A 21,208-nucleotide genomic window follows, 5' to 3' on the forward strand; every position below is an offset into this window, starting at 1 on the left:
CGTCATCACCCTCGACGCCCGACGACGCGACAGCGCCAAGAGCGCCCTCATCACCCTCGTCGAACACGCCCTCCTCGCCCGCCTGCGGTGAACGGGGCGCCCGCCGACACGACGCGGCCCACGGACCGAGGGGTCCGTGGGCCGCGGCGACACCGGGTCCGGCGCGGCGGGGCTCAGCCGGCGTAGGGCTCCAGACCGGCCCGCAGCAGGCCGTAGGTGTAGGCGTCGTCCAGGGCCAGCCAGGACGCGGCGATCACGTTGTCGGCCACGCCCACGGTGGACCAGCTGGACGTGCCGTCGGTGGACTCGATCAGCACCCGGGTCTTGGAGCCGGTGCCGTGCTGGCCCTCCAGGATGCGGACCTTGTAGTCGACCAGCTCCAGCGTGGCCAGCTGCGGGTAGATCCGCTCCAGCGCGGTGCGCAGCGCCTTGTCCAGCGCGTCGACCGGGCCGTTGCCCTCGCCGGTGGCGATCCGGCGCTCCCCCTTGGCCCAGAGCTTGACCGTCGCCTCGTTGCCCGGGCTCCCGGCCCCGGCCTCCGGTCGCGGCGACCCCCACGGCCCCTGCTCGCTGATGGTCCGCCAGGACTCCAGGGTGTAGAAGCGCTCGCGGCTGCCGCGCACCTCGTCGCGGAGCAGCAGCTCGAAGGAGGCGTCGGCGGACTCGTAGGTGTAGCCGAGGTTCTCCTGCTCCTTGACCTTGGCGACCACCCGGCCGGCGAGGTCGCGGTCGCTGGAGAGGTCGTAGCCGAGCTCCTTGCCCTTGAGCTCGACCGAGGCCCGGCCGGCCATGTCGGACACCAGCATCCGCATGGTGTTGCCGACCGTCTCCGGGTCGATGTGCTGGTACAGGTCCGGGTCGACCTTGATCGCGGAGGCGTGCAGACCGGCCTTGTGGGCGAAGGCGGAGTGGCCGACGTACGGCTGGTGGGTGGAGGGGGTCAGATTGACCACCTCGGCGACGGCGTGCGAGATCCGGGTCATCTCGGCCAGGCTGCCGGGCGGCAGCACCCGGCGGTCGTACTTGATCTCCAGTGCGCCGACCACCGGGAACAGGTTGGCGTTGCCGACCCGCTCGCCGTAGCCGTTGGCGGTGCACTGCACGTGGGTGGCGCCCGAGTCCACCGCGGCCAGGGTGTTGGCGACGGCGCAGCCGGTGTCGTCCTGGGCGTGGATGCCGATCCGGGCGTCCGGCTTGTAGGTCCGGCAGTCGGCGAGGACGTCGGCGACGATGTCGCGGACGCCGGCCGGCAGCATCCCGCCGTTGGTGTCGCAGAGCACCACCACGTCGGCGCCGGACTCGTGCGCGGCGCGGACCACCGCCAGGGCGTAGGCGCGGTTGGCCCGGTAGCCGTCGAAGAAGTGCTCGCAGTCGATGAACACCCGGCGGTCCTGGGCGCGCAGGTACGCCACGCTGTCCCGGATCATCTCCAGGTTCTCGTCCAGGGTGGTGCGCAGCGCCAGTTCGACGTGCCGGTCGTGGGCCTTGGCGACCAGGGTGACCACCGGGGCGCCGGAGGTCACCAGGGCGGCCAGCTGCGGGTCCTCGGACGCCTTTCCGCCGGCCCGCCGGGTCGCGCCGAAGGCGACCAGCTGGGCGTTGCGGAGGTCCAGTTCGGCGGCGGCCCGGGCGAAGAACTCGGTGTCCCGCGGGTTGGCCCCGGGCCAGCCGCCCTCGATGAAGCCGACCCCGAACTCGTCCAGATACCGGGCAATGGTCAGCTTGTCGGCCACCGTGAGGTTGATGCCCTCGCGCTGCGCGCCGTCGCGCAGGGTGGTGTCGAAGACGTGGAAGCTGTCGTCGGTGCGGTTACTGGCCTGGGTCATGGCCCTGGGTCTCCGTTCCGGGAGGTTTGGTACTGCTCTGCCGGTTCTGATCCGGCTCCACTGTCCAGCATCCCGCGCGCGCCCGGTGTCGCTCGGCCCCTTGTGGGGGCTCCGGCCGGTCCGGGGGTCTGCCGTTCGGGCTGGGCCCGAAAAGCAAAAGACCCCTCGCGGGTGCGAGAGGTCTGCGCGCGGGTCTGGACGCTGGTGGTCGCTCCGCGTCGGGTACTGCGGAAGCGGTCACTGCGGACCGGCGCGCCTGCTGCTAATAATCAGCGAAAGCGAGGACACGCTCGCAGTCTGGCACAGCCTCCGGAGTCCGGCCCGGCCGTCTCGCGATCCGAAACGGCGCGGGCCGGAGGCGGCTCCGAATCAGACGATCTTGTGCAGCCAGCCGTGGGTGTCGGGGCGCTGGCCGCCCTGGATGGCCAGCAGCGCCCGGCGCAGCTCCATCGTGGTCGGGCCCGGCTCGCCGGCGCCGACGGTCCAGTCCCCGCCGCGGGACTTGACCGAGCCGACCGGGGTGATGACGGCGGCGGTGCCGCACGCGAAGACCTCGGTGAGGGTGCCGTCCGCGTTGCCCTGCTTCCACTCCTCGGTGGAGATCTTCCGCTCCTCGACGGCGTAGCCGAGGTCGGCGGCGAGCTGGAGCAGCGAGTCGCGGGTGATGCCGGGAAGCAGCGCGCCGGAGAGCTCGGGGGTGACGATCTTCGCGTCCTTGCCCTCGCCGAAGACGAAGTACAGGTTCATGCCGCCCATCTCCTCGATCCACCGGTGCTCGGCGGCGTCGAGCCAGACGACCTGGTCGCAGCCCTTGGCGGCGGCCTCGGCCTGGGCGACCAGCGAGGCGGCGTAGTTGCCGGCGCACTTGGCGGCGCCGGTACCGCCCGGCGCGGCGCGGACGTAGTCCTCGGAGAGCCAGACCGAGACCGGCTTGACGCCACCGGAGAAGTAGGCGCCGGCCGGCGAGGCGATGATCATGAAGAGGTAGGAGTTCGCCGGGCGCACGCCCAGGCCGACCTCGGTGGCGAACATGAAGGGCCGCAGGTAGAGGCTCTGCTCCGGCTGGTTCGGGACCCAGCCCTGCTCCTGCTGGACCAGGTGCTCGACGGCCTCGACGAAGGTCTCGATCGGCAGCTCCGGCATCGCCAGGCGGCGGGCGGACGCCTGGAAGCGGGCGGCGTTGGCCTCCGGGCGGAAGGTCGCGATCGAGCCGTCGGCCTGGCGGTAGGCCTTGAGGCCCTCGAAGATCGACTGACCGTAGTGCAGCGTCATGTTCGCCGGGTCGATCTCCAGCGGCGCGTACGGCGCCAGCTGGGCGTCGTGCCAGCCCAGGCCCTCGGTCCACCGGATGGTGACCATGTGGTCGGTGAAGATCCGCCCGAAGCCGGGGTTGGCCAGCCGGGCCTCGCGCTCCGCGTCGGACAGCGGGTGCGCGGAGGGCTTGAGGTCGAACGTGATGGGCGCCTGGGTGGGCGTGCTCATGGCTGTGTGTCCTTCACCGTGGGGTTGGTCCGGGCCGCCACCGTCGGGTGAACGTTTCGGCGAACGAACGCACGACGGCACGGCCCACTGTCGATACTCGCATCCAGAGGGCCGTGCCGAACAGCCGCCAATCCCGTCGAGGAGTCGGCAGCCGCGGTTGTGCGCTTGTGCGCCCCGGCCCGTTCGGCCGGAACACCGCTGGTCGGATCCGGCCTCCCGGCCGGATTCCGCGTGTCGGTTCCGGCCCGTTACCCGGATACTCGGGCGGCGAGCGCGTCGCCGACCTGGGAGGTGGTCCGGGTGCCGGTGCGGCCGGTCAGGTCCGCGGCGACCGCGGCCTCGACCGCGGCGGCCTCGGCGGCGAAGCCGAGGTGGTCCAGCAGCATGGCGACCGACAGCACCGTGGCGGTCGGGTCGGCCTTGCCCTGGCCCGCGATGTCCGGAGCGGAGCCGTGCACCGGCTCGAACATCGAGGGGAAGTCGCCGCTCGGGTTGATGTTGCCGCTGGCGGCCAGGCCGATGCCACCGGTGACGGCGGCGGCCAGGTCGGTCAGGATGTCGCCGAACAGGTTGTCGGTGACGATCACGTCGAACCGCTCGGGCTGGGTGACGAAGAAGATGGTCGCCGCGTCGACGTGCAGGTAGTCGGTGGTGACCTCGGGGAACTCCCGGCCGACCTGCTCGAAGATCCGGGTCCACAGGTGACCGGCGTGCACCAGCACGTTGTTCTTGTGGACGAGGGTGAGCTTCTTGCGCGGCCGCGCCTGGGCCCGGCGGTAGGCGTCCCGGACGACCCGCTCGATGCCGTAGGCGGTGTTCAGGCTGACCTCGGTGGCCACCTCGTGCTCGGTGCCGGTGCGCAGCGAGCCGCCGTTGCCGACGTACGGGCCCTCGGTGCCCTCGCGGACGACCACGAAGTCGATCTCCGGGTCACCGGCCAGCGGCGACTTCACGCCCGGGAAGAGCCGGCCGGGGCGCAGGTTGATGTGGTGGTCGAAGGCGAACCGCAGCTTCAGCAGCAGCCCGCGCTCCAGCACGCCCGACGGGACGCTCGGGTCGCCGATGGCGCCGAGCAGGATCGCGTCGTGGGACTTCAGCTCCGCCAGCACGCTGTCCGGCAGCGTCTCGCCGGTGCGGTGGTAGCGCCGGGCGCCGAGGTCGTACTCGGTGGTCTCCAGCTTCACGTCGGCGGGCAGCGCCGCGCCAAGGACCTTGAGGCCTTCGGCCACCACTTCCTGGCCGATGCCGTCACCGGGAACTACTGCGAGACGAATGGTGCGAGACATGGTCGGACCCTACTCCGCCGTCCCAGGGAGTGACACCTCGCGTCCACTATCCGGACGGCCGATCAGGTGAGGTCGATGTCGACCGGGAATGGACGGTCGAGCTTCAGCTGCTTGTGGTGGATCCCGGTCAGGCCGTAGGACATGGTGGCCGGGTCGAGCTCGTAGGTGTGGACGATCGGACGCCCCTCGTCGTCGCCCTCCACCCGCCAGAAGTGCCGGATGCCGGCCGCGGCGTACTTGCGCGGCTTGACCTGGCGGTCGCGCTCCTGGGACTCCTCGGAGACGACCTCGATGGCGAGCAGGACGTCGCCGGCGACGGAGAAGGTCTGCCGCGGGCCGGTGTCGCCCCGCTCGTCGACCACCGCGAGGTCCGGCTCGGGGCGGTTGCGCCGGTCCAGCCTGACCGTCATCTCCCGGCAGACCTCCCAGCCCTCGGGCACGGCGGCCTCCAGCGCCCTCTCCAGCCTGCGGAGGGTGCGCATGTGGAATCGCGTCTGCGGACTCACGAAGATCAGGCTCCCGTCGAGCAGCTCGGTGTGCGGCGGGAGATCCGGCAGCCGGTCGAGGTCCTCGGCGGTGTACCCCTCCGCCGGAGGACGGAGCCAGTCCGGGTACGACTCGATGGTCATGATTCCTCCCATGCGGGCATCCTGACGGGCGCTCTCAGGCTACTCGCAGGGGTTCGCCCGCACGTCCCTCCCACGAGGGAGCGCGTGAGACACCGCTCGCGCCGGGGGCGCGCTTATGCTCACGGGCATCCGGAACGACATTCCTCGCGGAACGGGGCAGATCACCATGGGTGCGCGGTGGCGGGAGGCACGGGTCTGCGGGGCGGCCGGGGGCCTGGGCATGGCCGGGTACGCGCTCGCCGCCGGGCTGCGCGGGGCCTGGCCGCCCGGCTCCGCGCAGGCGGCGGTGCCGTTCCACGCCCAGCTGTGGGACCTCGCGCACGGGCAGGCCGCCGGGGACCTGCTGTTCAACTGGAACAGCGGGTACGGGGCGCCGTTCCTGGCCGACTTCTTCGCCTACCTGATGAACCCGTTCTCCTGGCCGACCGTGCTGCTGCCCCGTGACCAGGGGCAGCTCGCGGTCTTCCTGGTCGCGCTGTTCAGCATCGGCCTGGGCACCGGCCTGATGGCCCACGTGCTGGGCCGGCTGCACGCCGGCCCGCGGTGGCTGCGGGCGGTCGCCGCCGTCGGCTACGGGCTCTGCGCCTGGGTGGCGACCGTCGGCGGGGCGGCCCCGATGTGGCTCTGGGGGCTGGTCTCGCTGCCGCTGCTCGTCCTGGCCGGCGACTGGTGCCTGCACGAGCGCCGCTGGGTGGCCGCCACCGTCTGCGTCGCCCTCGCCTGGGCGGGCAACCTCTACACCGCCGCGATGGCCACCATCACGGCCGGCCTGGTGCTGGCGGTGCGGCTGGCGGCCGTCCGGCGACCGTTCAAGGCCGTGGTCCGGGTGACCGGGCGGGCGGTCACCGCGGCCGCCGTCGGGGTGCTGATCGCCGCGCCGGTGCTCTTCGTCGGCGTCCGGGCCGCCCAGGAGGCCCAGCCCGAGTCCCCCGTCCAGCCGATCGGGCCGTCCGGGCTGGGCGGGCACCTGGCCCAGTTGCTGCCCGGCACCCAGACCGGCCGGCCGCTGCCGGACGTCTCGATCGGCCTGCTGGGCCTGCTGCTGGTCGCCGGGCTGCCGTTCAACCGGCGGGTGCGGGCCCGGGAGCGGATCGTCTGGTGCGGGCTGCTGGCGCTGGTGGTGCTGAGCTTCGTCTGGACGCCCACCGTGCTGGTCTGGCACGGCCTGGCCATCCCGGCCGGCGGCCCGTACCGGGTGGCCTTCGTGCTCAGCGGGCTGCTGGTGCTGGCGGGCTGGGTCTCGCTGGCGCACCGGCCGGACGCGCCGACGCTGCTCGGCGGCGCCGCCGTGGTCGTCCTGGTGGCCGGGCTGGCGGCGGGGCAGCGCACGGTGCGGGTGTCCACCTGGCTGCTGCTCGCGGTGGGCGGCGCGGTGCTGATCGCCGCGCTGTGGACGCTGGAGCGGCGGCACACCGACCGGCGGGCGGGCGCCGCCGCCACCGCGGTGCTGGGCGGCGTGGTGTTCGGCGGCGCGGTCTGGTCGGTCTACGCCGCGCTGGGCACCCCGGTCGCCGGGACGGCCTCGGGCAGTGCCGTCCGGGCCGCCCACGCGGCGCTGCGGCAGGCCGCCGACTGGCCGCGCGGCCGCAGCGACCCCGGGCCGCACGCCTTCACCCCGAACGACCCGCTGCTGCTCGACGGCCAGGGCGGCGGCTACTCCACCGGCTACCTGCCGACCGTCACCGCGCTGCTGCTGCACGACCTGGGCGCCGGCTGGTCGGCCGGCGGGCGGCTGACGCGGAGCGTCACCGACCCGGTCGGCCGGGCCCTGTTCGCCGTCCGGACCCACCTCGCCGACGGGCCGCCGCCGGACGGCTTCACCGTCGCCCGCTCCGCCGCTCCCCCGCTGGTCACCGTGCTCCCGGCGGGCGCCGCCCCGGACACCTCCTCGGTCTGGTCCCGCCAGGAGTCGCTGCTCGGCAGCCGGGTGTACGACGTCCCGGAGCCCGTCCCGGCCGGCGGCCCGGCGCCGGCGGCGCACGGCAGCAGCGGCTGGTCCGTCCCCGCCACCCCGGCCGGTGCGGACGGCACCGCGTTCACGGCGGCCTGCACCCCGGGCGGCACCGCGTTCTTCCACGGGGTCTGGTTCAACGGCACGGTGAGCGGCCTCGGCACCACCTACCGGAGCGACGGCGAGCAGCCGACCACCGCGGTGCCGATCCACGAGCTCGGGCCGGTGCCCGCCGACGGGCTGGTGCGGGTGGTGCTGCGCGCGGACGCCGTCACCCAGGTCCCGGCCCGGCCGATCGGCTGCCTGCGGCCCGGCGCGCTGGAGGCCGCCGTCGCCCGGCTCACCGCGACCGGCGCCGCCTCGGTCACGGCCGGCGGGCACACCCTGACGGCGGCCCTCCCGCCCGGCAGCACGGGGACGGCGCTGCTCTCCGCCCCCGCCACCACGGGCTGGACCTGCGCGGCCGCCGGCGGCGGGTTCGCGCCACCGCGCGCCGTCCTCGGCATGATCGGCGTCCCGCTCGGCGCCGGCGCGGACCGGGTCACCTGCTCGTTCCGCCCGCCCGGCCTCACCGAGGGCCTCCTCCTCTCCCTGGCCGCGGCCGCCGTCACCGTCCTGACGGCCGTCTTCGGCCGGCTCCGCCACCGGCCCACCCGCACACCGCGCCGCGTCCGCCGGGCCGCCGCCGCCCGCCCGGCGACCGGGAACGGGTAGGGCCCGGCCGGGAACGCCGGAGGGCCGCCGCCCCGCGCGGGGCGGCGGCCCTGCGGCACGACGTTCAGGGGAGGGTGACGACCTGGCCCCGGTGGCCGTCCCGGTTGAAGTGGTGGAGCAGGAGCAGCCGGGACGTGTCGCCGTCGGCGCGGCGGACGTCGAGGACGGTGCCCGGCGGGAGCGCGGCGGCCATCGCGGTGGGCCCGCCGGGGCCGGTGCGCACGTCCACGGCCGGACGCAGCACGTCGACGGCGAGGGTGGGCCGGGTACCGCGCAGGCCGATGGCGGAGAAGGCCTCGGCCGGGTCGGGCTTCCCGCTGGTGATGATGCCGGTCCAGAGCCCGTAGCGGACGGTGCTGTGCCCGGGCCTCACCCCGGGCAGGGCGCCGAGCCGCACCGGCAGCACCAGCACGTCGCTGTCCAGCAGCGCGGTGTCGGTGTCGCCCCAGCGGGCGTTCAGCGGCTGGACGTCCAGCTCGGCGCCGCTGCGGGCGTCCACCGCCCGGGCCACCAGGACGTCGCTGCCGCGCTGCCGGTCCGCCTTGACCACGACGTCGGTGACGCCGTCCCCGTCGGTGTCCAGCGAGGCCCGGACGCCGAACAGCCCGACCGGGGTGGTGGCGGGAGCCCAGAGCTGGGCGGCGAGGTAGAGCATGCCCTCCCCGTCGCCGACGGCGGGCGCGTCGGAGGCCGCGCCGACGGCACGCAGATTGGCCGCCCGGTCGCCGGGCCGCTCGACGCAGACGTCCTGCGGGGCCTGCGGCTCGGTGCTCTCCTCCGGGACGATGCCCGCCCCCGGCCCGACGGCGGCTCCGCTGTCGGGCGGGCAGTCGGGCCAGCGGGCGCCCTCGCCGCCCAGGGCGAAGGCGCTGAGCAGTCCGGGCTGCTCGGCCGGCGCCCCGGTGCCGCCGAGGACGACCAGCGCACCGGCCCTGGTGCCGCGCACCGGCGTCGCCGCGCTCAGGTCCGAGGCCGGCCGGGGGGCGGCGAACAGCGGGACCCGCAGCTGGGGCAGGTCGGCGTCCGAGACCGGCGTGAGCAGCAGCCGGCCGGAGAGCTCGCCCCGGTAGCTGCGGGCCCGGCCGCCCTGGCTGGTGTCGATGGTCGGATCGGGCGCGCGCCCGAGCTGTCCCGGGACGGCGAGGGTGACCGTGACCCGGGCGGTGCCGCCGGCCGGCACCTCGACCCGGTCGGGGGCGATCTCGAAGCGGGCGCCGGGCAGTTCGGTGGCGGCCGCGTAGCCGGTGCGGTACACCGCCGCCGTGCCGGAGAGGTTGCGGACCTCGACCTCGCGGACGGCGGCGAGCGGGCCGCCGACGGCCACCGGGCCGAAGGAGACGCCGACGCCGCCCTGGGCCGCGCCCTCGCCCGCCGCGTAGGCGACGACGGGGGTGCGGACGGCGCGGTCCACCTGGGCCCGACCGGCGCCGGTGCGTTCGGGGCCGTAGACCGGGCCGGTGCCGCCGTCGCCGAGCCAGGTGTCCCCGGCGGTGTTCATCAGCGCGGCCTTGAGCTGCTCGACCGTCCAGTCCGGGTGGGCGGCGCGGACCAGGGCGGCCAGGCCGGCCGCGTGCGGGGTGGCCATCGAGGTGCCGTCCTCGCGCTGGCCCGCGGCGCCGCTGCCGGCCTTGGCGGACCAGATGGTCTCGCCCGGGGCGGCGAGGTCGGGCTTGACCACACCGGGGACGCCGATCCCGCGCGAGGTGAAGTCGGTGAGGGTGTCGGTGCGTTGCGGCTGGTCCTGGGCGACGACGCCGTGCAGCGGGTTGCCGGGGGCGGCCAGCCGGACGAGCACCGGGCCGGCCGCCGCGCCCTGGCGCAGCCGTTCCCCGTCGGCCCGGGCGAGCAGCGCGAGCGGGATGCGGTCGTTGCCGGAGATCTCGGCGAGGTGGTCGTCGTCGGCGGCGAGCAGGGCGCCGATCGCGCCCGCGTCGGCGGCGTGGTCGGCGCGCGGGCCGGAGCCGCAGGCCCGCTCGGACTCCCGGGTGCGCCAGGCGAGGACGGCGATCCTCCCGGCGAGCCGCTGCCGGTCGGCCTCGCCGAACGCCGTGCAGCCGTCCGACTGGTCGACGGGCAGGGCGAGTTCACCGCTGACGTCGGCGGTGGACCAGCCCTGGTAGCGGGCGCTCCAGTGGCCCGGGACGACCCCGGCGAGCGGCTCGGGGGCGAGCACGGTGAGGCCGTCGGCGTCAGTGTGCGGGTCGACCGAGGCGGCGACCGCGATGGCCCGGGCGGCGGTGCCGGGGCTGCCGCCGATGCCGTAGACGTCGCCCTCGTTCCCGGCCGCCGCGACCACCGCGGTGCCCAGTTCGGAGAGGTGGTCGACGGCGATCGAGTCGGCGTCGTCGGTGGAGCCGAAGCGGCTGCCGAGGGAGAGGTTGACTACGTCGAGCCGGTCGGCGAGGTCGCCGTCGCCGTCCGGGTCGGCGGCCACGTCGAGGGCCTGGGCGAGCTGGTCGGTGGAGCCGTCGCAGCCGAACACCCGGATCGCGTACAGCTGCGCGCCGGGGGCGACGCCGGGGCCGACCGCGAAGCCGGCCGGGTCGAGGCCGGGCCGGTAGGGGCCGGTGTAGGTGTGGCCGTCGGTGGTGACGCCGAGGCCGGCGGCGGTGCCGGCGACGTGCGTGCCGTGGCCGTTGAGCGCGCAGTCGATCGGGTTGTCGTCCGGGTGCGGGTCGGGCTGGTAGTGCGGGGAGGACGGGTCCGGGTTGTAGTCGTCGCCGACCAGGTCGCGGCCGCCGACCACCTTGGCGTTGGGGAAGAGGCCGGCGGGCGCCGGCCGGGCGCCGTCCACCGCCTTGAACGCCTCTTCGGTGCCGGGGCCGCCGAAGTCCGCGTGGGTGTAGTCGACACCGCTGTCGATGATGCCGATCCGCACGCCCCGGCCGGTGTTGCCGGCCCCGGCGTCACCGGCCGCCGCGCCCCAGACCTGCGGCGCGCCGGTCAGCGGCACGGAGTACGCGTTGTCCCGCTGCTTGCGCACGATCGGGTGGACGGCCCGGACGCCCGGCAGCACGCGCAGGGCGGGCAGCCGGTCGGCGGGCACGGTCACCGCGAGGCCGGTGAGCAGGGTGCGGGTGCGGTAGAGCTCCCGGGCGGTGGGCGCGGCCTCGTGGACGGCCCCGGCCAGCCGGTCGAGGGCGCCGGACGCCCGGGCCCGCTGGCCGGCTCCGGCCCGCGCGGCCTCCTGGCGGACGGCCTCCGGGGAGCGCCGGGCCCGTCGGGCCTCGGCGGCCGCCTGCCGCCAGGCGGGGCCGGCGGCCTCGGTGCCGAGCTCCAGCAGGACGGAGGCCTGGCGGCCGGTGCCCGGTGGCGCGGCCGTCGGCGGGCTGCCGGCCGCCGGGGCGGCGGTGAGCAGGACCGGCCCCGCCAACAGGGCCAGGGTGAGGCCGATCCGGGCGATCGGACGACGGACGGGTGGCTGACGCACTGGGCCCTCTCCCCCGGCAAGGGGAACTGATCCGCACGCCGTGCCGCTGACGCCCGCCCGCGCGGACGCCGATCACCCTTCCGGGGCCCCAAATTAGGATGATCGCGCCGGACAGTGCGAGCAACTTCCCTCCAACGGGCGCCACGTGCACTCGCCGGAGTGACACCGCGTCAGGCCGTACGGCCCATTCGGCGGATGAACGCCGGGGCCCGACCGGAGGGCCGGTCGGACCAGCGGCGAGGGGCCCGGGCGCGACCGGTCCGACCCGACCGCCCCGGGGGCAGCCGGCTCAGAGGTGGCCGGTCACGCCGCCGTTGTCACGGCGGTCCAGCGCACGCTGCAGCGCGGCGGCGGCGAACGGGGGCCGCTCGGACGCCCGGCGGCGGCGCGGCGTACGGGCGGTGGTGGCGGCGGGGGCGGGAGTGGCGTGGCGGTCTGCGGTGGGGGGCATACCGGGCTCCTTGAATCGAATGCGCCGGGGAGGGCGCAGAGGGTGGGGAGGGGGGTGCCGCGCGAAGCGCGTCGCCAGAGGGGTCACGGCAGAAGGGTCACGGCGGAGCTGGGAGCACACCGGGCGGGGATCGCCTGCCCTCGGCGTACGGGCGCACACGGGCCGCACACCCTGGCTACAGGGGCGGCGCACCGTATGGCTCTTCCACGGTACGACCAGGGCCCCGAGCTGTCTGCACGATTACTTGGATTTCCTAGTATCTGAGACGGGGCTCACCCGGAGCGCCGAACCGGCCCCGAACACGACAGGGCCCGGACCACCGCCGTGCGGTGGTCCGGGCCCTGTCGGAACGGCTGCCGGGGCTCAGGCGCCCAGGTCGACCGAGCGGGCGAAGCGGGCGCCGATCTCGGCGGCGATCGCCGAGAGCACCTCCTGCGGGATCTGGGTGTCCACGGTGAGGGAGGCGAGCGCGCCGCTGCCGTCGCGGGCCACCTGCATGCCGGCGATGTTGATGCCGGCGTCGCCGAGGTGGCGGCCGAGGACGCCGACCACGCCGGGGCGGTCCTCGTACTTGAAGAACGCCATGTGGTCGGTGAGCGCCACGTCCACGTCGAAGGCGTCCACGCCGACGATCTTCTGGGTCTGCTTCGGGCCGGCCAGGGTGCCGGAGATGGCGATCTCGCCGCCGTCGGCCAGGGTGCCGCGGACGGTGATCACGTTGCGGTGCTCGGGGCTCTCGCTGGAGGTGGTCAGGCGTACCTCGACACCGCGCTCCTGGGCGAACAGCGGGGCGTTGACGTAGGACACCGTCTCCGCCACCACGTCCTCGAACACGCCCTTGAGGGCGGACAGTTCGAGCACCTTGACGTCGTGCTGGGTGATCTCGCCGCGGACCTCGACATCGAGCCGGACGGCCACCTCGCCGGCCAGCGCGGTGAAGATCCGGCCGAGCCGCTCGGCCAGCGGCAGGCCCGGGCGGACGTCCTCGGCGATCACGCCGCCCTGGACGTTGACGGCGTCCGGGACGAGCTCGCCGGCCAGCGCCAGGCGCACCGACTTGGCGACCGCGATGCCGGCCTTCTCCTGCGCCTCGTCGGTGGAGGCGCCCAGGTGCGGGGTGGCGACCACGTTGTCGAAGCCGAACAGCGGGGAGTCGGTGCACGGCTCCTTGGCGTAGACGTCCAGGCCGGCGCCGGCCACCCGGCCGTCGCGCAGGGCGCTCGCCAGCGCGGCCTCGTCCACGATGCCGCCGCGGGCGGCGTTGACGATGCGCACGGTCGGCTTGACCTTGTGCAGCGCCTCGTCGCCGATCAGGCCGATGGTCTCCGGGGTCTTCGGGAGGTGGACGGTGATGAAGTCCGAGATCTCCAGCAGCTCTTCCAGCGAGACCAGCTTGACGCCCATCTGCGCGGCACGGGCGGCCTGGATGTAGGGGTCGTACGCGACGATCTGCATGCCGAACGCGGACATCCGCTGGGCGACCAGCACACCGATCCGGCCGAGGCCGACGACGCCGAGGACCTTCTCGCTCAGCTCGACACCGGTGTACTTGTTGCGCTTCCACTCGCCCTGCTTCAGGGCGGCGTTGGCCGGCGCGATGTTGCGGGCGACCGAGATCAGCAGGCCGCAGGCCAGCTCGGCGGCGGTGACGATGTTGGAGGTCGGCGCGTTGACGACCATCACGCCGGCCTTGGTGGCGGCGGAGACGTCCACGTTGTCCAGGCCGACGCCGGCCCGGGCGACCACCTTGAGCTTGCGGGCGGCGGCCAGCGCCTCGGCGTCCACCTTGGTGGCGGAGCGGATCAGGATGGCGTCCACGTCCGCGATCGCGGTCAGCAGCTCGGTGCGGTCCGCGCCGTTGCAGTGGCGGATCTCGAAGTCGGGCCCCAGGGCGTCGACGGTGGCGGGGGACAGCTCTTCGGCGATCAGTACAACGGCGCTCTTGGTCACAGTGCTCACGACAGTGGTCCTTAACTGTCCGGTTCTCCCCGGCACGTAGGTGGCGTGGAAGGCGGGGGGAAGGTGGCATGCCGCGTAGGTAGACGCACGACGCTGTGGGCCTGACGCGCACTCGGAAGTGTATCGACGGGCTGGGTGCCAGGCTGCTCCCGTCCGGCGAAATCACCCGGACGGGAGCAGCCTAGTTGTACAAGGGCCCTTCGGAATTGGACGCGGCCGATCCGGGGCGGGGCCCGGAGGATCAGGCGTCTTCCTTGACCCAGCTCATCAGCTTGCGGAGCTTCTTGCCGGTGGTCTCCAGCAGGTGGTCCTCGTCGGCCTTCTTGTACTCGTTGTACTTGGGCAGACCGGCCTTGTACTCGGCGATCCAGGTGTTGGCGAAGGTGCCGTCCTGGATCTCGGCGAGGACCTTCTTCATCTCGGCCTTGGTGGCGTCGGTGATGATGCGGGGGCCGGTGACGTAGTCGCCCCACTCGGCGGTCTCGGAGACCGACCAGCGCATCTTCTCCAGGCCGCCCTCGTACATCAGGTCGACGATGAGCTTCAGCTCGTGCAGGCACTCGAAGTAGGCGATCTCCGGCTGGTAGCCGGCCTCGACCAGGGTCTCGAACCCGGCCTTCACCAGGGCGGCGGTGCCACCGCAGAGGACGGCCTGCTCACCGAACAGGTCGGTCTCGGTCTCCTCGGTGAAGGTGGTCTTGATGACGCCGGCCTTGGTGGCGCCGATGCCCTTGGCGTAGGACAGCGCCAGCTCGAGGGCCTTGCCGGAGGCGTCCTGCTCGACGGCGACGATCGCGGGGACGCCGCGGCCCTCCTCGTACTGGCGGCGGACCAGGTGGCCCGGGCCCTTCGGGGCGACCATGCAGACGTCGACGTCGGCCGGCGGCTTGATGAAGCCGAAGCGGATGTTCAGGCCGTGGCCGAAGAACAGGGCGTCGCCCGCCTTCAGGTGCGGCGCGATGGACTCCTCGTAGACGTCCGACTGGATCGGGTCCGGCACCAGGATCATGATGACGTCGGCCTCGGCCGCCGCCTCGGCCGGGGTGACGACGCGCAGGCCGGCCTCCTCCGCCTTGGCACGGGACTTCGAGTCGGCCTTCAGGCCGACCCGGACGTCGGCACCCGAGTCGCGCAGGGACAGCGCGTGGGCGTGGCCCTGGCTGCCGTAGCCGATGACCGCGACCTTGCGGCCCTGGATGATGGACAGGTCGGCGTCGTCTTCGTAGAACAGCTCGGCCACGGGGGCACATCTCCTTGCGTGATGGTCTTGCCGGGTACGTCTCCACGGTACGTGGACCCGGCCGGGGTGTGGGGCAGTGCTTCAGGGGGTGAGACGACCGCGTTACGCGCTGCGGTCGAGGGCGCGCAGCGAGCGGTCGGTGATCGAACGGGCGCCGCGCCCGATGGCGACCAGGCCGGACTGGACCAGCTCCTTGACGCCGTACGGCTCCAGCATCCGGAGCATGGCCTCCAGCTTGTCCGAGCTGCCGGTGGCCTCGATGGTCACCGCGTCGGGGGACACGTCGACCGTCTTGGCGCGGAACAGCTGGACGATCTCGACGATCTGCGACCGCGTCTCGTTGTCGGCGCGGACCTTCACCAGAACCAGTTCCCGCTGGATCGCAGCGGCCTGGTCGAGTTCGACGATCTTTATCACGTTCACGAGCTTGTTGAGCTGCTTGGTGACCTGTTCCAGCGGGAGGTCCTCGACGTTGACCACGATCGTCATCCGGGAGATGTCCGGGTGCTCCGTCGGGCCGACGGCGAGGGAGTCGATGTTGAAGCCCCGACGGGAGAACAGCGAGGCGATGCGGGCGAGCACGCCGGGCTTGTTCTCGACCAGGACGGAGAGGGTGTGCTTGGACATGGGGTCTCTGTTCCCTTGGTCGTTCTGGAGTGTGGGGCTTCAGTCGAGGTCGTCGCCGAAGTCGGGCCGGACGCCCTTGGCGAACTGGATCTCGTCGTTGCTGGTACCGGCCGCGACCATCGGCCAGACCATGGCGTCCTGGTGGACGATGAAGTCGATGACGACCGGGCGGTCGTTGATCTCCATCGCCTGCTTGATCACCGCGTCCAGGTCCTCCGGGCGCTCGCAGCGCAGGCCGACGCAGCCCATCGCCTCGGAGAGCAGCACGAAGTCGGGGATCCGGGTGCCCTGGGCCGGCGGCTCGATGCCGTCGTGGTCCGGGCCGGCGTGCAGCACGGTGTTGGAGTAGCGCTGGTTGTAGAAGAGCGTCTGCCACTGGCGGACCATCCCCAGCGAGCCGTTGTTGATGACCGCGACCTTGATCGGGATGTCGTTCAGCGCGCAGGTGACCAGTTCCTGGTTGGTCATCTGGAAGCAGCCGTCACCGTCGATCGCCCAGACCGCCGTCTCCGGGCGGCCCGCCTTGGCGCCCATCGCGGCCGGCACGGCGTAGCCCATGGTGCCCGCGCCGCCCGAGTTGAGCCAGGTGGCCGGCTTCTCGAACTGGATGAACTGCGAGCTCCACATCTGGTGCTGGCCGACGCCCGCGGCGTAGATCGCCTCCGGGCCGACCAGCCGGCCGATCCGCTCGATGACCTGCTGCGGGGAGAGCTGACCGGCCGGGGCCGGCTCGTAGCCCAGCGGGTAGGTCTTCTTCCACTCGTTGAGCTTGACCCACCAGTCCGCGTAGTCGCTGCGGTGGCCGGCGTCGAACTCGGCCTGGACGGCGACGATCAGGTCGGCCAGCACCTCGCGGGCGTCGCCGACGATCGGCACGTCGGCCGGGCGGTTCTTGCCGATCTCGGCCGGGTCGATGTCGGCGTGGACGACCTTGGCGTAGGGGGCGAAGCTGTCCAGCTTGCCGGTGACGCGGTCGTCGAAGCGGGCGCCCAGGGTGAACAGCAGGTCCGACTTCTGCAGCGCGGTGACGGCCGGGACGGTGCCGTGCATGCCGGGCATGCCCAGGTGCTGCGGGTGGCTGTCGGGGAAGGCTCCGAGCGCCATCAGCGTGGTGACCACGGGGGCGCCGGTCAGCTCGGCGAGGATCCGCAGTTCGGCCGTGGCGTGCGCCTTGAGCACCCCGCCGCCGACGTACAGCACCGGGCGCTTGGCGCTCACCAGCATCTTCGCGGCCTCGCGGATCTGCTTGGCGTGCGGCTTGGTGACCGGGCGGTAGCCGGGCAGCGAGGTCTCGGCCGGCCAGCGGAAGGTGGTGGTGGCCTGCAGCGCGTCCTTGGCGATGTCGACCAGGACCGGGCCGGGGCGGCCGGTGGCGGCGATGTGGAACGCCTCGGAGATCACCCGGGGGATCTCCGCCGGGTCGGTGACCAGGAAGTTGTGCTTGGTGATCGGCATCGTGATGCCGCAGATGTCCGCCTCCTGGAAGGCGTCGGTGCCGATCGCCTTGGAGGCGACCTGCCCGGTGATCGCCACCATCGGGACGGAGTCCATGTAGGCGTCGGCGATCGGGGTCACCAGGTTGGTCGCGCCCGGCCCCGAGGTGGCCATGCAGACCCCGACCTTGCCGGTGGCCTGGGCGTAACCGGTGGCGGCGTGACCGGCACCCTGCTCGTGACGGACCAGGATGTGGCGCACCTTGGTCGAGTCCATCAGCGGGTCGTACGCGGGAAGGATGGCCCCGCCCGGGATACCGAAGACGGTGTCCGCGCCCACGGCCTCCAGCGAGCGGATGAGCGACTGGGCGCCGGTCATGGTCTCGACGACGTGCTGGGGAGCGGGAGCGTGGGCGGCCGGGGTGTCCCCGCGGCGGGGGGATGCGGCGTGCTCAGTCATCTGCCTGTCTCTTCTCGGGTTTTGCCGACCCGGGTGGTTGCGGGCCCCGGATGCCAGAGGGTGGGGTCCCACGTGTCGGGCCGATCGCCGGCTCTGCCCCAATCGTCCCTCTTCTCCCTCCGGAATCGGGGGGAATCGGGCGGCCGGGGCCAGTGGTCTTGCGGAGTGGAACAGCGTCAGTGCAACAAAAAACCCCTCGTGCCAAGGGCATGCGAGGGGTGGCGCGTCGGCCTGTCACAAGCGGGGCATGGCCCGCTCAGCCGACGCGCCCGCCAAGTACGAGAATTCGGGTGCGCATGGCAACGACCTTCCTCCCGTGCGGGGTCGACTGTCAAGCAGGTGGGATGACAGTCTCGCCATGCGGACCGTGTCCCGGACCGGCCACGGCCCGGTGTTCGGGCAGGTCGGAGGGGCTGTGGTGAGGTGCGACACGCCCTCCCGCGGGCTCGCCGCAGCCACCCGTCCGGGTGTCCGCGGCCAGATACGCGCGCCGCGCGGAGAGCGAGCCGAGCGGCCTCGGCAGCGGGTACGCCCGGCGGGCCAGCGCCCGCCGCAACCGGGTCTCGTCCAGCGGCGGGGCGAACGCCGACCCCTGGCCCTGCCGGCAGCCCAGCTCCTGCAGGACGGCGACCTGGCGCGGCAGGTCCACCCCCTCGGCGGCGGTGATCAGACCGAGGTCCCGGCCGAGCCGCAGCGCGTGCCCGGCCAGCGCCCGGCCGAGCGCCGACTCGCCGAGGTCCTGGACCAGCGTGCGGTCCAGTTTGAGGCCGTCGAACGGCAGCCGGGCCAGTGCGCCCAGCGAGCCGCTGCCGGCCCCGAAGCCGGCCAGCGCGGTCGAGACGCCGAGCCGGCGCAGCGCGGCCAGCCGGCGGCCGAGCTCGTCGGCCAGCGCGTCCGGGCCCATCCGGGCCACCTCGACCACCAGGTGGCCGGCCGGCAGCCCGGTGTCGCGCAGTGCCGCGACCACCGCCTCGTACGTGCCGGGCGAGCAGAGGCGCTGGGCCGAGAGCCGTACCGACACCGGCACCGGGGCCGGCGCCGAGCGGGTTCTGGCCGGCAGCCCGCGCCGCAGCGCGGCGGCCGTCACGGCCTCGTGGATCAGCCAGCGGGTGAAGCGGGTGGCCGCGTCGCCGTGCTCGGCCGAGCGCAGGAACTCGGCCGGGGTGAGCAGCAGGCCCTGCGCCGAGCGCCAGCGGGCCTGCGCCTCGACACCGGTGACGGCGCCGGTGCCGAGGTCCACCACCGGCTGGTGCAGCAGCGTGAAGCCGCCCTCGCGGACGGCCACCCGCAGCCGCTCCTCCAGTTCGGTGCGGCGCTCCAGGTCGGCCCGCATGGCCGGGGTGTAGAGCACCACCCGGCCCTTGCCCTCGGACTTGGCCCGGTACATCGCGAGGTCGGCGTTGCGCATCAACTCGTCGGTGGCGGCCCGGGGGTCGGCTGCCGGACCGCGCTCGGGGGTGCCGAAGGCGATGCCGATGCTGGCCGCGACGCTGAGCTCGGCGCTGCCGATCCAGTACGGCTCGGAGAGGGCGATCCGCAGCCGCTCGGCGAGCTCCTGGACCTGCAGCCGGCCGAGCGGGCCGCAGACCAGCGCCGCGAACTCGTCCCCGCCGAACCGGGCGACGGTGTCCCCGCAGCGCACCGCGCCCTGCAGCCGGCGGGCGGCCTGCACCAGCAGCTCGTCGCCGACCTGGTGGCCGGCGCTGTCGTTGACCGCCTTGAAGCCGTCCAGGTCGAGGAAGAGCACGGCCACCCCGGCGCCCGCCCCGCCCTGCTGGCCGCGGGCGGCCAGGGCGGCTCTCAGCCGCTGGGTGAACAGCGCCCGGTTGGGCAGGTCGGTGAGCGGGTCGTGGAAGGCGTTGTGCTGCAACTGGGCCTGCAGTATCACGCGTTCGGTGACGTCCCGGCTGTTCAGGATCAGGCCGTCGCGGTACCGGTTGACGGTCGACTCGACGTGCAGCCACTCGCCGGCGCCGGAGCTGATCCGGCACTCCACCCGGGCCGCGGACGGCTCGGCGGCGGCGGGCGAGCGGTGCGCGGCGAGCCGGCCCCGGGCCAGGAAGCGGCGGACCTCCGCCAGCACCCGGTCCACGTCCTCGGGGTGGACGAGGTCCAGCAGATTGCCGCCGACCAGCTCCTCCGGATCCCGCCCGTAGACGCCGAGCGCGGCCGGGGAGACGTAGGAGAGCACGCCGTTGGCGCCGGCGATCATGATGACGTCGCTGGAGCCCTGCACCAGGGAGCGGAAGTGCGCCTCCTTGTGGGCCAGCTCCTGCGCCAGCGAGAGGTTGTCCAGCAGCATCACCCCCTGCCGCAGGATCAGCGCCAGGCCGACGGTGCAGGCGGCCGAGGCCACCACCCGGTCCAGCGTGCGCCCGCCGAGGGCGTTGTAGAGGATGCCGGCGGTGCAGACCGCGGCCGCCGCGTACGGGGTGAGCGCGCTGAAGGTGGTGGCCACCCGGCGGCGCGGCAGACCGCCGACCGAGGGGTGCTCGCGCAGCGGCCGGCGCCAGCGCGGCGACCACGGCGCCCAGGCCAGCAGCAGACTGCCGGCGAACCAGCCGGCGTCCAGCAGCTCCCCCGAGTGGTAGCTGCTGCGCAGGTCCGGCGAGGTGAAGAGGGCGTCGCAGAGCACCGTCACGGCGAGGCCGATCATCGCGGTGTGCACCGCGGCCCGGTTGCCGTCGCGGCCGCCGAAGCGCAGCCCGACCACCAGGCTGACCAGCAGGATGTCCAGCACCGGGTAGGCCAGGTTGAGGGCCAGCCGCAGCGGCGAGCCGACCTCGCCGGCGGTGATCCGGCCGAGCGCCAGGCTCCAGCTGAGGGTGAACAGCGAGCCGGCCACCAGCCAGCCGTCCAGCAGCAGGCAGAGCCAGCCGGCGGCGCTGCGCGGACGCTGGGCGAGCACCAGCACACCGGTGATGGCGAGCGGGGCGAACAGCAGGAAGACGTACTCGGCGAGCGAGTCCTGCGGCAGCGGGGTGCGCTCGACCAGCTCGTACCAGCCCCAGGTGCCGTTGCCGAACGCGACCACCAGCGAGGAGAGGCCGAACAGCAACCAGGCCGGGCGGGCGTGGCCGCCGACCGTACAGCCGTACGCGAGACAGGACAGCGCGGCCGCGAGGGCGGCTGCGGCCAGGCCGAAGTCCCCCATGAAGACGGCGAGTTGGCGCGACCCCCAGCCGAGGGAGGCACCCAGCGCATAGGCCAGGCAGAGGGCACCGAGGACGGTGCCGGGCAGGCTTCGGCTGTACAGCAGCCGGCGGACCGGGCCGCGCCGGGCGACCCGGGACAGGTCGGCGTCCGGTACGCCCGACCGTCCGGCTCCGGGCAGCACCGCATCGGTGGAGCTCACTCGGCCTCTCCCCCTCCGGCCCGGGGCCTGGCGCCCCGGCCACGGGCCACCGGCCGCGCACCTGGTGGCCGTACGCGGTGACCTGGCGCCCCGTCAGGGCGGTGGCCCAGGGGGTGGGCGGCCTGCCGGCCGACGCACCGCACCGATGTTCCCACTCGGGACCCTACACCAACTCGGTCACTCAATGACACGCACACTCAACTTAGAGTAATGGTGCAGGAGTGGGGAAATGCACCCGATTCCGCCGGATCGGGCCGGTTGGCGGGGGCGCGCGGACAGGGGCTCACGCGGCGCGCACGGGAGCACGCGGTGGCGTCCGGCGACCACCGCCCGGTCCTGGCCGGTCCGGACGGTGGTCGCGGGCG

General features: G+C 73.9%; 12 protein-coding genes and 1 pseudogene. 2 read left to right on the forward strand and 11 right to left on the reverse strand.

Annotated elements, in window-relative coordinates; translation table 11 throughout:
- Positions 1 to 91 (forward strand): annotated as a pseudogene (locus tag ACWDRR_RS13080) (ATP-binding protein); the annotation flags it as partial.
- Between the two features lie 82 nt (positions 92 to 173).
- Here ACWDRR_RS13080 and cimA read toward each other — a convergent pair.
- The 4 genes from cimA to ACWDRR_RS13100 all read right to left on the reverse strand — a co-directional run bounded on the left by cimA (position 174) and on the right by ACWDRR_RS13100 (position 5,223).
- Positions 174 to 1,826, reverse strand: coding sequence for a citramalate synthase (gene cimA, locus ACWDRR_RS13085; protein ID WP_449772248.1), 1,653 nt, complete (start codon positions 1,824 to 1,826; stop codon positions 174 to 176).
- Positions 1,827 to 2,195: 369 nt separating this feature from the next.
- Complete coding sequence (locus tag ACWDRR_RS13090) at positions 2,196 to 3,308, reverse strand: branched-chain amino acid aminotransferase (protein ID WP_449772249.1); 1,113 nt, start codon at positions 3,306 to 3,308, stop codon at positions 2,196 to 2,198.
- A 248-nt stretch (positions 3,309 to 3,556) separates the two neighbouring features.
- A complete protein-coding gene (locus tag ACWDRR_RS13095) occupies positions 3,557 to 4,594 on the reverse strand; it encodes a 3-isopropylmalate dehydrogenase (protein ID WP_449772250.1) in 1,038 nt (345 codons plus the stop codon).
- Between the two features lie 62 nt (positions 4,595 to 4,656).
- On the reverse strand, positions 4,657 to 5,223 hold the full coding sequence (locus ACWDRR_RS13100; RefSeq protein WP_449772251.1) for a Uma2 family endonuclease: 567 nt from the start codon (positions 5,221 to 5,223) through the stop codon (positions 4,657 to 4,659).
- A gap of 166 nt (positions 5,224 to 5,389) precedes the next feature.
- Here ACWDRR_RS13100 and ACWDRR_RS13105 point away from each other — a divergent pair, with 166 nt between their 5' ends.
- Entirely contained in the window at positions 5,390 to 7,888 is a 2,499-nt protein-coding gene (locus tag ACWDRR_RS13105) for a YfhO family protein (RefSeq protein WP_449772252.1), read from the forward strand.
- 64 nt (positions 7,889 to 7,952) lie between these two features.
- Here the strand turns inward: ACWDRR_RS13105 and ACWDRR_RS13110 are convergent, their stop codons facing one another.
- The 7 genes from ACWDRR_RS13110 to ACWDRR_RS13140 all read right to left on the reverse strand — a co-directional run bounded on the left by ACWDRR_RS13110 (position 7,953) and on the right by ACWDRR_RS13140 (position 20,747).
- A complete protein-coding gene (locus ACWDRR_RS13110; RefSeq protein ID WP_449772253.1) occupies positions 7,953 to 11,318 on the reverse strand; it encodes a S8 family serine peptidase in 3,366 nt (1,121 codons plus the stop codon).
- A gap of 289 nt (positions 11,319 to 11,607) precedes the next feature.
- The gene (locus ACWDRR_RS13115; RefSeq protein WP_449772392.1) at positions 11,608 to 11,769 is read right to left on the reverse strand and encodes a hypothetical protein; all 162 of its coding nucleotides are present in this window, start codon (positions 11,767 to 11,769) and stop codon (positions 11,608 to 11,610) included.
- A gap of 363 nt (positions 11,770 to 12,132) precedes the next feature.
- Positions 12,133 to 13,719 (reverse strand): phosphoglycerate dehydrogenase, encoded by a 1,587-nt coding sequence (gene serA / locus ACWDRR_RS13120; protein ID WP_387882192.1) that lies wholly within the window; start codon positions 13,717 to 13,719, stop codon positions 12,133 to 12,135.
- A 250-nt stretch (positions 13,720 to 13,969) separates the two neighbouring features.
- Positions 13,970 to 14,968: a ketol-acid reductoisomerase gene (ilvC, locus tag ACWDRR_RS13125; protein WP_449772254.1), complete on the reverse strand. Its 999-nt coding sequence runs from the start codon at positions 14,966 to 14,968 to the stop codon at positions 13,970 to 13,972.
- 102 nt (positions 14,969 to 15,070) lie between these two features.
- A complete protein-coding gene (gene ilvN, locus ACWDRR_RS13130; RefSeq protein ID WP_360642284.1) occupies positions 15,071 to 15,595 on the reverse strand; it encodes an acetolactate synthase small subunit in 525 nt (174 codons plus the stop codon).
- A gap of 39 nt (positions 15,596 to 15,634) precedes the next feature.
- Positions 15,635 to 17,488, reverse strand: coding sequence for an acetolactate synthase large subunit (locus tag ACWDRR_RS13135; RefSeq protein ID WP_449772255.1), 1,854 nt, complete (start codon positions 17,486 to 17,488; stop codon positions 15,635 to 15,637).
- 331 nt (positions 17,489 to 17,819) lie between these two features.
- On the reverse strand, positions 17,820 to 20,747 hold the full coding sequence (locus ACWDRR_RS13140) for a putative bifunctional diguanylate cyclase/phosphodiesterase (protein ID WP_449772387.1): 2,928 nt from the start codon (positions 20,745 to 20,747) through the stop codon (positions 17,820 to 17,822).
- Positions 20,748 to 21,208 lie beyond the last annotated feature (461 nt).

Source organism: Kitasatospora sp. NPDC003701, assembly GCF_053587085.1.